Raw genomic sequence first — 13,497 nt, 5'->3', positions numbered from 1 at the left:
ACGGGCCGTAAGGACCATCACCGGCGAAGAAGGTGATCACGTGGCGCGAGGACACCACCGTCGAATCGTCGCGATGATCGCCGCGCTGGCCGCGGGTCTCGGAGTGGCCGCGTGCTCGGTGTCGCCGGAACCGCAGGCCGCGTCGCCCGCCGCCACGCAGGACGCCCATCTGCCACCGGGCTTCGACACCACCTTCCGCTGGTCGGCCACGCCGGTGCTCGACCCGCAGTCGGCCGAGGGGACCTTCGTGCGCGCCTACGTCGAGTCTTTCGAGCTCGCCAACGCCGGCGCCTCGGCCGAGTGGGGTTATCCGGGATTCGCCGAGGCCTCACCGTCGAACATCGACCAGATGGTGACGGCCTACCCGTCCGGCGTCTCGGACGCCCGACGTCAGGTGGGCAGTGCGTTCTATACGGGCATGCGGCGCACCGACGACGCCGACTGGACGCGAATCGTGCTGTGCCGACAGGGATATCACTCGGTCGAGCGTGACGGGGCCGGACCCGACCGGAGCTGGGCGATCGGATACGACACGTCCCGGCCCGTCGAGATCGACATCCGGCGCACCGGCGACCGGCCACCGGCAGCCCCGCGTGGTGGTCAACGGACGCCGGAGGTGAATGTCTTCGGCGGCTGGTACACCTCGCGATACGACTTCGCTGCGCTGTATCCGACGCCGACGACTGACCAGAAGGTCTGTGCGGCAACGCGACAGGCGGGGATGCCGCACTGGCTGCCGACGCAGGGCGACGACCCGTGGCCGGTGTCACCGGCGGTCCCGGGCTGGTCAGCCTACCCGGGCGTCGGCTGAGGCCCGCTCAGTTGTCCGGCAGTCCCTCGAGCAGGTCGTCGAGGTGGACGGGCAGGTCTCGGACGCGCACACCCGTGGCGTTGTAGACGGCGTTGACGACTGCTGCGGCGCTGCCGACGATGCCGATCTCACCGGCACCTCGGGAACCCATCGGCGTCGCGTGTTCGTCGGGGTCGTCGAGCCAGATGGCGTCGACGTCGGCGATGTCCGCGTGCACGGGGACGTGGTACTCGGCCAGGTCCTGGGTGACGACGTGACCGAAACGCGGGTCCCGGACGCTCTCCTCGTACAAGGCCATCGAGATGCCGAAGGTCATGCCGCCGATGAGCTGTGATCGCACCGTCCGCGGGTTGATGGCGCGTCCTATCGAGAACACGCCGAGCATGCGGGGGATGCGGATCTCACCGGTGTCGACGTCGACGTGGACCTCGACGAAGTGGGCGCCGAACGAGGCGATGGTGAATTTCTCCAGATCGGGGTTCTCGTCGGTCCTCGCGCTGACCTCGGCGCCGTCCGCGGGATCGTCGCCGAACCGTGTCCGGAAGCGTTGTGCCGCGGTGACTATCGCCGAACCCCACGACGAGGTGCCCGACGAGCCGCCCGCGACGGTGGCGCTCGGCAGGGCGCTGTCACCGATCTGGAGGTCGATGCGGTCCGGCTCGACTCCCAGCGCGTCGGCGGCGATGAGTGTCAGCGCGGTCCAGGCGCCGGTCCCGATGTCGGTGGCCGCGATGCTCACCGAATACCGGGTGCCCCGGTACGAGATCGAGGCTTCGTTGCCCGGGTTCACCATGTGCGGGTATGTCGAGGAGGCGACACCGAATCCGACGAGATGCCGGCCGTCCCGGTGTGTCCCGGGTTCTGGACGACGACGGTCCCAGCCGAATCGTTCGGCGCCCGCGCGGAGGCATTCGACGAGCTGTCGCGACGACCACGGCTTCCCGGTCTCGGGATCGTCGGCGGGTTCGTTGCGGATACGCAGCTCGATCGGGTCGAGCCCCACGGCATGGGCGAGTTCGTCCATCGCCACCTCGCCGGCATACATCCCCGGCGCCTCGCCCGGCGCACGCATCCAGAACGGCGGCGGGACGTCGAGTGGTACGACGTGGTGATCGGTGCGCCGGTGCGGCGCGGTGTACATCATCCGCGACGAGACGGCGGCCTGCTCGGCGAACTCCTTGGCATGTGCGCTGTGGGTGTGCGCCTCGTGGATCAGCGCGGTGATGTTGCCGTCGGCGTCCGCGGCGATGCGGAGTCGGGATCGCGTGGGCGCGCGGTGGCCGACGTAGGCGAACATGTGCTGGCGGGTGACCGCGAACTTCACGGCCCGGCCGGGCACCCGCATCGCGGCCATGGCGGCCAGGACGTCGTGTGAGTGGGGTGAACCCTTGGACCCGAACCCGCCCCCGACATGCGGAGCGATCACCCGCATCTGTGCGGGTTCGAGTCCAAGGACGGGAGCCAACGCGGAGACCACGCCCTGCGTCGACTGCGTTGAGTCGTACAGGGTGAGGAGCTCCTCGTCGGGTGCCCACAATGCGACCACGGTGTGTGGCTCCAGCGGATTGTTGTGCTCTTCGGGCGTCGAATACCACTCGTCGACCACGACGGTGCCCTCCGGCGGATCCGCCAGAATTCGGTCGGGTTCTCCTGTCTCGGAGGTGGTTTCGAATCCGCCGTTGACCTTCGCGGGCCGGTAGCGATTGGGGTGGTCGACGCGGAACGCGGTGTCGTGGGGAGCCTCGTCGTAGGACACCGTCACGGATGCGGCTGCTTCCCGGGCGATTTCGGGTGACTCCGCGACCACCGCGCCGATGAGCTGGCCGCGGTAGGAGACCTCCGGGGACTGCAGGATCGTGAGATCGCCGTCGGAGGTGTCGGCGAGGCGCGGCGCGTCGTCGACGGTGAGGACCGTGACGACGCCGACGGTCGACTCGGCTGCGTCGGTGTCCATCGAAGTGACTCGGCCTCGGGCGACGGTCGCGGTGACCGGCCACAGGTACACCGCGTCGGTGACGTGTTCGTAGGCGTACGGAGCTGTGCCGCGGACTTTTTCGACGCCGTCGATCCGAGCGTGGCCGATCGGGGCTGGAGACGATCCGACGACGCTCATCGGGTGGTCAGCTCCTCGAGAACAGCGGTCAGGGTGCGTCGGACGAGGGGGATCTTGAACTCGTTTCCGTCGAGCGGCCGGGCGGCGGCGAGTTCGGCGTCGGCGGCCTCGGCGAACAGTTCGCGCGAGGGTTGCTGCCCGCGGAGCACGGCCTCGGCCCGTTCGGCGCGCCACGGCTTGTGGGCGACGCCGCCGAATGCGACCCGCGCATCCGCGATCGTCCCATCGTTCAGACTGATCTCGGCGCCGACCGAGACCAGCGCGAACGCATACGATGCACGGTCGCGGACCTTGCGATAGGTCGACGCCGATCCGGGGGTCGGGGCGGGCAGGTCGATCGCGACGATCACGTCGTGGGGCTCGAGAACCGTGTCGCGGTCGGGATGTTCACCGGGTAGCCGGTACAGCGCACGCACGTCGAAGTCGCGTTCACCGTCCGGGCCCTGCACCACGACACGTGCGTCCAGGGCGGTGAGCGCCACGGCCAGGTCCGACGGGTGGGTGGCCACGCAGATTGCCTGGGCATCGGTGTCGGGCGCCCCGAGCACGGCGTGATAGCGCGTGTAGCCGCCGATCGCCGAGCACCCGCTGCCTGGTGTGCGTTTGTTGCACGGGGTCGTGACGTCCTGGAAGTAGACGCATCGTGTCCGCTGCAGCAGGTTTCCGGCGTTGGTCGCCAGATTGCGCAGCTGAGGGGATGCGCCCGAGAGCAGGGCGCGTGCAAGCATGGGGTAGCGACGGCGGACCAGGGGATGGGCGGCGGTGTCGGCGTTGCGCGCCGTCGCGCCGAGACGCAGTGAACCATCCGGGTTTTCGCCGATCTGATCCAGAGGAAGTCGTGAGATGTCCACCAGTGCAGGCGGGTTGGCGATGCCCAGCTTCATGTGGTCGACGAGGTTCGTGCCGCCCGCGAGCAGCTTCGCGCCGGGATGGTCGCGGAGGAAGTCGACCGCGCCGGCCACGTCGTCGGCGCGTTCGTAGGTGAAGGGGATCATCGTCCCGCCGCCTGCCGGATCGCCGCGACGATGTTGGGATAGGCCGCGCAGCGACACAGGTTGCCGCTCATCCGTTCCCGGATCTCGTCATCGCTGAGGGGTTCGTCCGAGGTGTCGGGGTCGAGGTCGTCGGTGGCGTGACTCGGGTGCCCGTTCTTGGCCTCGTCGAGCATGCCGGCCGCCGAACACACCTGGCCCGGCGTGCAGTACCCGCACTGGAAGGCGTCCTGATCGATGAACGCCTGCTGGAGTGGGTGGAGGTCGTCGGCGTCGGCGAGTCCCTCGGCGGTCACGATCTCGGTGCCCTCGTAGCTGACGGCGAACGACAGGCAACTGATGATGCGGCGACCATCGACGAGGACGGTGCACGAGCCGCACTGGCCGTGATCACAACCCTTCTTGGGCGAGAAGACGCCCAGACGATCCCGGAGGCCGTCCAGGAGGGTGGTGCGCGTGTCCACCACGACATCGCGGGCCACACCGTTGACCGACAGAGAAACCCTGGCTTCCACAGCGCGCGGATACCCGCCGGCATGGGGGTTAAACCACGGTTTACGGCGTCTCCCGCGGTATCCGGCCGGTGCGGTGGCGCGCCGCGATGTTCAGCCCGGGGGCCGATCCGTCTGGAACAATCGGCGGAATGGCCCCCTCGAGACCCAGAGTCGTCGTCATCGGAGCAGGATTCGCGGGCATGCACTGCGTCCGTCGACTGCGGAAGGCCGCGGTCGACGTGACCCTGGTCGACCGCGGAACCAGCCACGTCTTCCAGCCGCTGCTCTACCAATGCGCCACCGGGTTGCTGTCCGAAGGCGCGATCTCCAGCCCGATCCGGCACCTGACCCGGCGTCAGCGCAATCTCGATGTCGTACTGGGTGAGGCCGCCGGCATCGACGTCGAGACGCGCGAGATCATCGTGGACCGTCTCGACCGGTCGTCGTTCCGTCTGCCCTACGACTACCTCGTCGTCGGAGCCGGTATGCGTACCGCGTATCGAGGCAACGATCAGTTCGCGAAATACGCACCGGGGATGAAGTCGCTCGACGACGCGCTGACGATCCGCCGCAAGATCATGGCCGCCTTCGAGATGGCGGAGACGATCACCGACCCCGCGGAACAGCGATCCTGGCTGACCTTCGCGGTCGCGGGCGGAGGACCGACGGGGGTCGAGTTGGCCGGGCAGATCCGTGAGCTCGCCACCCGCGCCCTCGAGCGTGAATACGACGCCATCGATCCCGCCCAGGCACGAGTGCTGTTGCTGCACGGCGGGGATCGGGTGCTGCCGTCATTCGATGCACGACTGTCGGCGAGTGCACAGCGAACCCTCGACGCCCTGGGCGTCGAGACGCACCTCGGGGTGCACGTGACCGGTGTGGGCGACGACTACGTGGAGACGACCCGCAAGGCCGACAAGCACAAAGAGGTGTATCCGGCGCGGACGACGCTGTGGACCACCGGCGTCGAGGCCGTCCCGTTCGCCGCCACCCTGGCCACGGCCCTCGGCGTCGAGCAGGATCGGTCAGGGAGGATCCCGGTGGAATCTGACCTCTCGGTGCCCGGCCATCCCGACGTGTTCGTGGCCGGCGACATGATGGCGTACAAGGACCTGGCCGGTGTCGCCGAGGTCGCCATGCAGGGCGGTCACCACGTCGGTCGGGTGATCGCGGAAAGCGTTGCAGGGCAGCGGGAACGGGCGCCATTCAAGTACCGGGACCTCGGGACCGCCGCCTACATCGCGCGGCGCCACGCCATCGTGCAGTCGGGGCGTTTCCAGATGTCGGGGTTCACCGGATGGGTCGCGTGGGGCGCCATCCACATCGCCTTCCTGGCCGGCGTCCGAAACCGCCTGGGAACCGTGATGACCTGGGGCGCAACCCTGATGACCGATTCCCGCCGGGAGCGGGCGATCATCTACGGCGACACCGAGACCGCCCGGACACCGTACGCGCGCCGGGAACCGAAATAGGTCCGCCGCGTCGTCCGTTGAGAGTTTGTCGTCCGGTCGACCTCATCTCGACTTCCAGACCTCGATCGAAGTCTGGTAGTCGAGATGAAGTCTGGGAGTCGGCGAAATGATGGCGTACAAGGACCTGGCCGGTGTCACGCGCGACCGCCGCGCCCGGTTCAGAGATGGCTCAGAAACCAGTCGCGGGCCAGGACCGCGACCTGCTCGAGCGCACCCGTCTCCTCGAAGAGGTGGGAGGCACCCGGTACCACGGTGATCTCACATTCGGCGGTGATCGATTCTCGAGCACGCTGATTCAGGTCGAGGACCAGTTCGTCTCGTCCGCCGACGATCAGCAGGGTGGGCGCTGTCGTCATGGCCAGTGCGTCGCCGGCGAGATCCGGCCGACCGCCGCGCGACACTATCGCCTGGACATCCACACCCGGGTCGGTGGCGGCACGCAACGCGGCGCCCGCCCCGGTACTCGCGCCGAAGTAGCCGACCGGCAACGACCCCACGTCCGTTCGGGCGGCGAGCCAGGTGGTGACATCGACCAATCTTCGCGCCAGCAGGTCGATGTCGAAGACGTTGGCGCGGGTGAGTTCTTCCTCCGGCGTCAGCAGGTCGAACAGCAAGGTGGCGATCCCGGCCGCGTTGAGGACGTCGGCCACGTAGATGTTGCGGGAGCTGAACCGGCTGCTTCCGCTGCCATGCGCGAAAACGACCACTCCTTTGGCGTTCTCGGGAACGGTGAGGTGTCCCGCGACCCTGACCGGTGGCTTCCACCTCGACCTCGTGGTCACCCGCGCGGTGATCGTGGGCTTGAGAGTTCATGTCTTCTCACCATTCAGGTTGTCTGGTTCGGTTGCGGGCTGTCGTGCGCGCCCGGTCGAGCAGACTGCCGACCTCATCGTCGAGATGGACGGCCAGGTGGCGGCAGGCGTCGGCCCGATCCAACTGCATGTTCGCCTCCGTCCGTGCCGTGAGGGGTGTCCGGTCCTTGCAGTATCCATCGGTCGAGAGGGGCAATGTCACCGAATCGCTCACCGGAGAGCTCGGAGGGCGGAAGCATGCGGCCTGACCCGGAGGCCGTGCGGACTCCGGGCCCAAAATGTCCGAACGGCGTGTCGAGCGGGCTGATCGCATGCTACGGATAGAGGCGTAAGAGGATTGCGGCACATCCCTGAGGAGCCCTGATCATGAACCGACGTCAGAAAGCGCTGGTTTCGTCCTTTGCCGCGATCACGATCGGGGTCGCCGTCGTGGGTTGTGGCAGCGACACCACGTCATCTGAGGGCACCACTTCGGCGACCACTGCGGTGAGTACCGAGACGGGTTCTGCGACGACGGGTTCTGCGACGACGGGGAACGGCGACGACTCGGGCGGCGAGACCTTCGGTGGTCTGCCTGTTTACGAGCCGTCCGATCAGGTCAGCAAGGCGCCCGGATCGCTGGTTCTCACCTCGCCGGACTCGGTGGAGAAGATCGGCGAGTTCTACAAGAACGCAGTCCGGGACGGGGACTGGGACATCGTGTCGGAGACGGTGTCACGGTTTGCGGCCAGCATCACGGTCAAGAAGAGGGGCAGGGGAGCGTCCATCAACGTGGCCCCCGGCACCGACGGATCGGTGATCTCGATCAGCAGCTACCCCTCGCTCTGAGTCCGACAGCCGAGTCGTCGGGCTCGACGTAAGACACGAAGGCCAGGTCAGACGAAGGTCAGGTAGTCAGTCCTTCACCGGCGTCATCTGCTTGCCGCAACAGATCTCCCGGTGTTCCATTCCTTCGGGACATGGGCACTCTTTCTCATAGACGAGCCGCGCTCCACAACCTTGGCACTCGTAGCGGTCTCCGGCGTTCCGGGGCATCTGAACCTCCGTGGGATAGTTCCGCACCGTCTGGACCGGCACTCACATCATTCGATGAGCCGAACCGGCCGCCGGTCGGTTGAGTTGTTTCCGGTGACGTCTTCGGATTCAACCACGTCGACTGTCCGGAGGGACGGTCTTGATCTGAAAACCGTCGACGGGCCGGACCCGGTCGGGTATCCGATACACATGTGACCACTGGTGCACAGCAGTACCTGACGCCTGGCAGACGATGTCGTCTGGCAGGCCCCGTCAGACTGTTCCGCGGAACGCTTGTCCGTCGTCGCGGAGCCTGGTATTCAGATTAGAACACGTTCTAATTCTGACCTGGCGAGGAGTCTGTATGCACACCCCAATCTGCGACGAACTCGGTATCGAGTTCCCGATCTTCGCGTTCACCCACTGTCGTGACGTGGTGGTCGCGGTCAGCAAGGCGGGTGGCTACGGAGTACTCGGCGCGGTGGGTTTCACGCCGGAGCAGCTCGAGATCGAGTTGAACTGGATCGACGAGCACATCGGCGACCACCCGTACGGTGTCGACATCGTGATCCCCAACAAGTACGAGGGCATGGACTCGAACATGTCGGGCGAGGAGCTGACCAAGCTGCTCCAGTCGATGGTGCCGAACGAGACCCTGGAATTCGGACGCAAGCTGCTCCGCGACCACGGGGTGCCCCTCGCCGAGGACGACGACAACTCGCTGCAGCTGCTCGGTTGGACCGAGGCCACCGCGACACCGCAGGTGGAGATCGCGCTGCAGCATCCGAAGGTCACGCTGATCGCCAACGCGCTCGGCACGCCCCCGAAGGACATGATCGAGAAGATCCAGGCGGCCGGTCGCAAGGTCGCGGCGCTGTGCGGCTCCCCGAAGCAGGCGCGCAAGCATGCCGACGCCGGGGTCGACATCATCATCGCCCAGGGCGGCGAGGGCGGTGGTCACTGCGGTGAGGTCGGTTCGATCGTGCTGTGGCCGCAGGTCGTCAAAGAGGTTGCGCCCGTGCCGGTTCTGGCCGCCGGTGGTATCGGCAGCGGCGAGCAGATCGCGGCTGCGCTCGCGCTCGGCGCGCAGGGCGCGTGGAGCGGATCGCAGTGGCTGATGGTCGAAGAGGCCGAGAACACCCCTGTCCAGCAGCAGACCTACATCGATGCGTCGAGCCGTGACACCGTTCGCAGTCGCTCGTTCACGGGCAAGCCGTGTCGCATGTTGCGCAACGACTGGACCGAGGCGTGGGAAAACCCGGAGAACCCCGATCCGCTGGGGATGCCGTTGCAGTACATGGTCTCCGGTATGGCGGTCGCCGCGACGCACAAGCATCCCGACGAGAGCATCGACGTCGCCTTCAATCCCGTCGGTCAGGTGGTCGGGCAGTTCCGCAAGGTCGAGAAGACGTCGGCGGTCATCGAGCGCTGGGTGACCGAGTACATCGAGGCGACCGGCAATCTGGACACGTTCGCCAACGCGACGACCTAGACCGGACGAGGGGCGGGCTCATCCGGCGGATGCTCGCACCAGGGCTCGCCTCTCGTTCCGGTCATCGCGGATACGCCGGACCTGGGTTCGCACATCGGCGACGACCTCCCGCGTCGACGACGCGGGTTGGCGGAGTGCGCCGAGGATGAGGCTGGGAAGAGCGGTCAGCGGAAGCATCGACGACGGCGCCTGGACGCGGTTGTAGATGTCGCTCAGGATCTGAGCGTACTCGGGGCGATCCCGAGCGCGGTGGTAGAGCTCGTATTCGAGCGGCGAGGGCGGCGAGCCAGACGCCAGCACGTTCGTCCACTGATAGATCTCGACGCAGTCCTGCTCGCGTCGAGCGGCCCATTCCGCGGTGGCGGCGTCGACCGCCTCGGGGTCGGGACCACCGCGAGAGCCGAGAATCGGGGCGAGTCGCTCGCCGAGCAACCGGCCGTACCGGTAGGCGTCGCGGATTCCCTGCGCGGTGACCGGATCCTTGAAGTGGCCGGCGTCGCCGGGCAGTGCCCATCCCGGTCCGCTCGACCGGCGGAAGTACGACTCGATTCCGGTGCACGACCGCACCCGGGACACCATTTCCGCGCCCTCGAGGCGTCGTGCCAGGCCAGGCAGCGCTGCGACGCCCGCGCGGTAGGCATCGGTGACCTTACGCCCGTGGAACGCGTCATCGAGCTCGACAGGCGGTTGCAGCAGGCACAGCGTCTGGCCGTCGTCGCAGGGGAATGCGGTGCCGAGTAACCCGTCGACCCGCCATTGGGAGGCGATGTGGCGCAGGTCTTCGCGTGGGTCCGTCCAGTAGGCGAAGTAGCACGATCGGCCACTCCTGGAGGAAATCAGCGGGGTCTGCGCTCCCACCTCGCGGGCCACGACGCTCTTGCGGCCGTCGGCCCCGATGACGATGGGAGCAATCGCCGCCCGTTCGTGGTCGTCGGGATCGGTATAACGGATGCCGGTGACGCGCCCGTCATCGGAGATCAATCCCGTTGCCCGACACTGTTGCCGGATGTCGGCTCCGAGGGACGACGCCGTCCGGACGAGGGCGTCGTCGAGATGTGAACGCCGCAGACACATTCCGTAGTCGATACCGGACACCGGCGAATACCCGGTGCGCCAGCCGATCTCGTCGAGGATGGCCTCGGCGATGGGAAGACGTGGCGCGCCCGCCTCCTCGACGGCGGGCAGGGCGCCGAGTGCGTGGATCTCGGCCAGGGTCGACGGCCACAGCAGATGCGTGGAGAGTGTGTCGGAGGGGAAGCGCGCCGAATCGATGACCAGGACGTGCAATCCGCGGCCGGCGAGTGCGATCGCGGTGGCAGATCCGGCGCAGCGCGCGCCGACGATGATGGCGTCGAACTCTTCGGCTGCGTTCACTCCGGTGTGACTCACCGCGACCTCCATCGGCTCGGACGGCCTCTGGTCAACGAACAGTAGTCGCCGAACGCACAGGTGCGTGGCGACTTCTGTTCGATTGCCTGTCAGAAGGGTGGCGGGTTTGCTTGGTTCCAACGCTGTTCGGCGCGTCGGGCCCGGCGGGACCTCGTGTCTCGCTGAGTGGCGTGCCGGACGCGCGCCGGATGATCGGGTGAGCGAATCGGTGCGAGATGGCCGAACAGATCACGGCCGTTGTAGGCGTTGCCGACGAACATGTGTCCGGTGGGTGTGGTGAACCAGGCGGTCAGGAACTCGTCCTGGTAGTCCTGCCAGCTGGTGAAGGTCTTGATCCGGTGGTGAAACCGGCAGAGTGGTTTCAGGTTGCGTTCGAGGGTGCGTCCACCACGGTCGGGATGCTGATGGTCGAACGGCCGGGTGTGATCGAGGTCGATCTGCCACACCGGCGCATTGCATCCCGGGAAGGTGCAGCACAGTTCGCCGGCCCGCACCAGGGCTTGCAGCTTCTTCGACGGAACGTAACGCAACGCAGCGCCGATTCCGGGCTGGGTGCGACGGTGGGGTGCAGGTAGGTGCGTCGGGCTTCAGCGAGCAGCTTGCGTGCGGTTTCGGCGTCGATGATGCCCTGACCATCGAGAAACGCCGGATCATCGTCGAGGCCGATGAGGGTGGAAAGATTGGCGATGATGAAGTAGTTCGCCCGCGGAGCTGTCTTGTCGGCGGCGCAGGAGCACGGCATGGGTCCTGGGTCGACGTGGTGAGGGTCGACCGTCGGGGCATCCTCGGGTTCAGCGGTCTCCCCGAATTCTCTTGCGGAAGACGAACAATCGTTGCATGTGCAGGCTAGTGAAGTCGCGCCGCGAGCCAGTGCGACCAGCGCATCGGCGCGACGTTGTGCAACGGTGCGAGGGTCGGCGGCATGTACTTCGGCCGCCATCGCGGACAAGCGGGCGTCGAACGCGGCAGCGTCGGCGATCGGTAGTGTCCCGGACAGGCGGGATTGTCCGGGGTTGAACCGATCGGGTCCGACGGTGACCTTGCGGTCGTCGGTGGCTCGCTCGCGACGCCTGCGCACTGCCTCGGGTGCCCACTTTGCGACGATGGCGTCGACCATGGCGGTGAACCGGGTCGTCGACATCGGTGCGCGGGCGAAGATGGCCTCGGCCAGATGTGCATCCACCGTCTGCATCTCATCGGCGTCGGTGACGAGGTCGGTTCGCTTGATCGCGATGAGGAAACGCTTCTTGTCGATGCGGCCGCAGGCCAGTGCGTGACCGGTGAACGACAGTCGATACCGCAGGGCGTCACCGGCCATGATGAGTTCTCGGGCCTCTGCCGGCGTCATGGTCAAGGTGGCGCCGACCTCGGCGATGGCCTGCTCGAGACCGTTCGGCCCGAACTGTGCGTACGGGTTCTCACTGGCGGCCGCTCGAGCAGCCAGCTCGTCGAACGCCTCGATCGAGTCGAGTTGTCCGCTGTGCGCCTCGGCGCGACGCGCGGCATAGTCCATTTCCCGTTCGTCGTGAATGAGGCTGGCAACGGTCATCATTCGGTGGGCTGTCGACGCGGCGAGCCCGGCGCAGTGATTCAAGACCTCGATCAGCTCAGGGGCTGAGAGTTCGGTATCGGGACGCAGCGTGGGCTCGACAGAGTCTTCTGTGATGCCTGCCGAATCCGTGGATTCGCTGCCCGCCCCCCGCGCCATGACACAACAGTACTCGAATATGTGTTCGAGTCAAGTGGTCTCCAGTGCGTCAAGCATTCTGGCGGGCGCGCTGAGTGCAGGATCTTGACGCGCAGGGACTTGAAAAGAAGCTGTGACCGACGCCGAACACGCCCTCACCCGTTGCCGGCGATCGTTGGTTTCGACTACTCGCGGGTGTACTCGGCGATGTCGATGTCGATGTCGTGTTCGGCGGCCAGTGCTCGGAGCTTCTCGGCGTCGTCGAGTTGGATGCACACGCAGGCGTGTAGGCCATCGTCGTCGCGGCGCACGATGTAGTAGGCGTTGCTGTCGGTGAGTTGATCACCGTTGGCCCCGTAGAAGATCCACCGCACCTTGACCAGGCTGATCGCGGTGGTGAGGTGTTCGACGTTCAGGCATTCGTGGCTGACCGATGCCAAGCCGAGTTCGCGGTAGAGCGGGTAGGCCTGCTCAAGGCTGTGTGCCATGGTCTCGCGGTCGTCGACGACACCGGCGAAACGATCATCGATGATCATGCCCGGGATGGCCCACAACTGTGCGGCCGCGGTCGAGTCGAAGGCACTCAGCGTAGCGGCATAGCGGGTCAGGTAGTCGTCGATTTCCGGGTCGATCTGGTTCATGTCTCTGAACCTATTACCAACGACCTATTACCAACGCCGTCGCAGCTATGTCGGCTTGCGACCGGCAGGTTCGAGACGAGGGTGTCAGAGCTTCCCGAACGCGTTCTGGGCCGTGCCGAACTGTACGGGCCAATGCAGACAGGCGCTGAAAGCTCGGAGGAGAGAGCGACACCTGACACTCTCGGTCGATTCAGCCGATCGAACGCGAGAGGGGTTCGGCCACAGTGAGATCCAGCGCACCTTCGGCAAACCGTGACACTGGCCCGATCGCAGCGTCGAGCGCCGCGTCGTAGCCGTCGCGCGCCTGACCCCACAACCGGCCCGAGGCGCCGTCCGGCGTCACCCCGACGAGAGCGATCAACTCGCCGGTCGTGGGGATGCAGATGGCCCACACGAAACGCGTCTCGGTGTGCCAGTCGGAGTTCGCTGCCTCGACGTAATCGGCGGGGGAGTCGACCCCGAGAAGAGACAACGCCGGGACGTCGGTGATCCGGTCGTCCGCACGAAGCGAACGCAGATACCACGTCCCGGCGTTGATCTCGACTGGTTGCACGATGTCCCCTTTCGATACGCTCGCAAG

13 protein-coding genes and 1 pseudogene are annotated in these 13,497 nt (G+C 66.7%); 4 read left to right on the top strand and 10 right to left on the bottom strand.

Translation table 11 applies throughout. The features are described 5' to 3' along the window. Positions 1 to 73: 73 nt before the first annotated feature. Entirely contained in the window at positions 74 to 811 is a 738-nt protein-coding gene (locus BPODLACK_RS13795) for a hypothetical protein (RefSeq protein ID WP_159405503.1), read from the top strand. A gap of 7 nt (positions 812 to 818) precedes the next feature. On the opposite strand, the gene BPODLACK_RS13790 is transcribed toward BPODLACK_RS13795, so the two are convergent. From BPODLACK_RS13790 to BPODLACK_RS13780, 3 genes are read right to left on the bottom strand one after another with little or no spacing between them, the layout of a single operon-like run. Next, complete coding sequence (locus BPODLACK_RS13790) at positions 819 to 2,924, bottom strand: xanthine dehydrogenase family protein molybdopterin-binding subunit (RefSeq protein WP_159405471.1); 2,106 nt, start codon at positions 2,922 to 2,924, stop codon at positions 819 to 821. Next, entirely contained in the window at positions 2,921 to 3,919 is a 999-nt protein-coding gene (locus BPODLACK_RS13785; protein WP_159405470.1) for an FAD binding domain-containing protein, read from the bottom strand. Before BPODLACK_RS13785 ends, BPODLACK_RS13790 begins: the two co-directional genes overlap by 4 nt. Further along, positions 3,916 to 4,431, bottom strand: coding sequence for a 2Fe-2S iron-sulfur cluster-binding protein (locus BPODLACK_RS13780; protein ID WP_159405469.1), 516 nt, complete (start codon positions 4,429 to 4,431; stop codon positions 3,916 to 3,918). The genes BPODLACK_RS13785 and BPODLACK_RS13780 overlap by 4 nt, the downstream gene beginning before the upstream one ends. A gap of 128 nt (positions 4,432 to 4,559) precedes the next feature. On the opposite strand from BPODLACK_RS13780, the gene BPODLACK_RS13775 reads away from it, so the two are divergent. Then, positions 4,560 to 5,882: an NAD(P)/FAD-dependent oxidoreductase gene (locus BPODLACK_RS13775; protein ID WP_159405468.1), complete on the top strand. Its 1,323-nt coding sequence runs from the start codon at positions 4,560 to 4,562 to the stop codon at positions 5,880 to 5,882. Between the two features lie 158 nt (positions 5,883 to 6,040). Here BPODLACK_RS13775 and BPODLACK_RS13770 read toward each other — a convergent pair. Further along, positions 6,041 to 6,662, bottom strand: a pseudogene (locus BPODLACK_RS13770) (dienelactone hydrolase family protein); the annotation flags it as partial. 39 nt (positions 6,663 to 6,701) lie between these two features. Next, entirely contained in the window at positions 6,702 to 6,824 is a 123-nt protein-coding gene (locus tag BPODLACK_RS23780) for a hypothetical protein (protein ID WP_262411029.1), read from the bottom strand. Positions 6,825 to 7,060: 236 nt separating this feature from the next. On the opposite strand from BPODLACK_RS23780, the gene BPODLACK_RS13765 reads away from it, so the two are divergent. Both BPODLACK_RS13765 and BPODLACK_RS13760 read left to right on the top strand, forming a co-directional pair. Then, positions 7,061 to 7,522: a hypothetical protein gene (locus BPODLACK_RS13765; RefSeq protein ID WP_024497256.1), complete on the top strand. Its 462-nt coding sequence runs from the start codon at positions 7,061 to 7,063 to the stop codon at positions 7,520 to 7,522. Between the two features lie 550 nt (positions 7,523 to 8,072). Then, entirely contained in the window at positions 8,073 to 9,200 is a 1,128-nt protein-coding gene (locus BPODLACK_RS13760; protein ID WP_024497257.1) for a nitronate monooxygenase, read from the top strand. An 18-nt stretch (positions 9,201 to 9,218) separates the two neighbouring features. Here the strand turns inward: BPODLACK_RS13760 and BPODLACK_RS13755 are convergent, their stop codons facing one another. From BPODLACK_RS13755 to BPODLACK_RS13740, 5 genes are all read right to left on the bottom strand, one after another. Beyond that, positions 9,219 to 10,589 (bottom strand): NAD(P)/FAD-dependent oxidoreductase, encoded by a 1,371-nt coding sequence (locus tag BPODLACK_RS13755; RefSeq protein WP_236577676.1) that lies wholly within the window; start codon positions 10,587 to 10,589, stop codon positions 9,219 to 9,221. Positions 10,590 to 10,678: 89 nt separating this feature from the next. Then, a complete protein-coding gene (locus BPODLACK_RS23585) occupies positions 10,679 to 11,035 on the bottom strand; it encodes a hypothetical protein (protein WP_236577675.1) in 357 nt (118 codons plus the stop codon). Then, positions 10,951 to 12,141: a DUF222 domain-containing protein gene (locus BPODLACK_RS13750; protein ID WP_236577674.1), complete on the bottom strand. Its 1,191-nt coding sequence runs from the start codon at positions 12,139 to 12,141 to the stop codon at positions 10,951 to 10,953. The genes BPODLACK_RS23585 and BPODLACK_RS13750 overlap by 85 nt, the downstream gene beginning before the upstream one ends. 320 nt (positions 12,142 to 12,461) lie before the next feature. Further along, positions 12,462 to 12,917: a hypothetical protein gene (locus BPODLACK_RS13745; RefSeq protein ID WP_159405466.1), complete on the bottom strand. Its 456-nt coding sequence runs from the start codon at positions 12,915 to 12,917 to the stop codon at positions 12,462 to 12,464. A gap of 190 nt (positions 12,918 to 13,107) precedes the next feature. Continuing rightward, a complete protein-coding gene (locus BPODLACK_RS13740; protein ID WP_159405465.1) occupies positions 13,108 to 13,470 on the bottom strand; it encodes a hypothetical protein in 363 nt (120 codons plus the stop codon). Between the last annotated feature and the right edge of the window lie 27 nt (positions 13,471 to 13,497).

This window comes from Gordonia sp. YY1 (assembly GCF_009872315.1).
Classification (GTDB): Bacteria; Actinomycetota; Actinomycetes; order Mycobacteriales; family Mycobacteriaceae; genus Gordonia; species Gordonia amicalis.
Note: the sequence above shows the minus strand (reverse complement) of the source record. Positions and strands in the feature narration are given on the sequence as shown.

What these genes read in the sequence shown, in the direction of transcription:
- BPODLACK_RS13765 (WP_024497256.1), top strand. Translation starts at nt 7,061, where the DNA reads ATGAACCGACGTCAGAAAGCGCTGGTTTCGTCCTTTGCCGCGATCACG.
- BPODLACK_RS13750 (WP_236577674.1), bottom strand. Translation starts at nt 12,141, where the DNA reads ATGATGACCGTTGCCAGCCTCATTCACGACGAACGGGAAATGGACTAT.
- BPODLACK_RS13785 (WP_159405470.1), bottom strand. Translation starts at nt 3,919, where the DNA reads ATGATCCCCTTCACCTACGAACGCGCCGACGACGTGGCCGGCGCGGTC.
- BPODLACK_RS13790 (WP_159405471.1), bottom strand. Translation starts at nt 2,924, where the DNA reads ATGAGCGTCGTCGGATCGTCTCCAGCCCCGATCGGCCACGCTCGGATC.
- BPODLACK_RS13775 (WP_159405468.1), top strand. Translation starts at nt 4,560, where the DNA reads ATGGCCCCCTCGAGACCCAGAGTCGTCGTCATCGGAGCAGGATTCGCG.
- BPODLACK_RS23780 (WP_262411029.1), bottom strand. Translation starts at nt 6,824, where the DNA reads ATGCAGTTGGATCGGGCCGACGCCTGCCGCCACCTGGCCGTCCATCTC.
- BPODLACK_RS13795 (WP_159405503.1), top strand. Translation starts at nt 74, where the DNA reads ATGATCGCCGCGCTGGCCGCGGGTCTCGGAGTGGCCGCGTGCTCGGTG.
- BPODLACK_RS13745 (WP_159405466.1), bottom strand. Translation starts at nt 12,917, where the DNA reads ATGAACCAGATCGACCCGGAAATCGACGACTACCTGACCCGCTATGCC.
- BPODLACK_RS13760 (WP_024497257.1), top strand. Translation starts at nt 8,073, where the DNA reads ATGCACACCCCAATCTGCGACGAACTCGGTATCGAGTTCCCGATCTTC.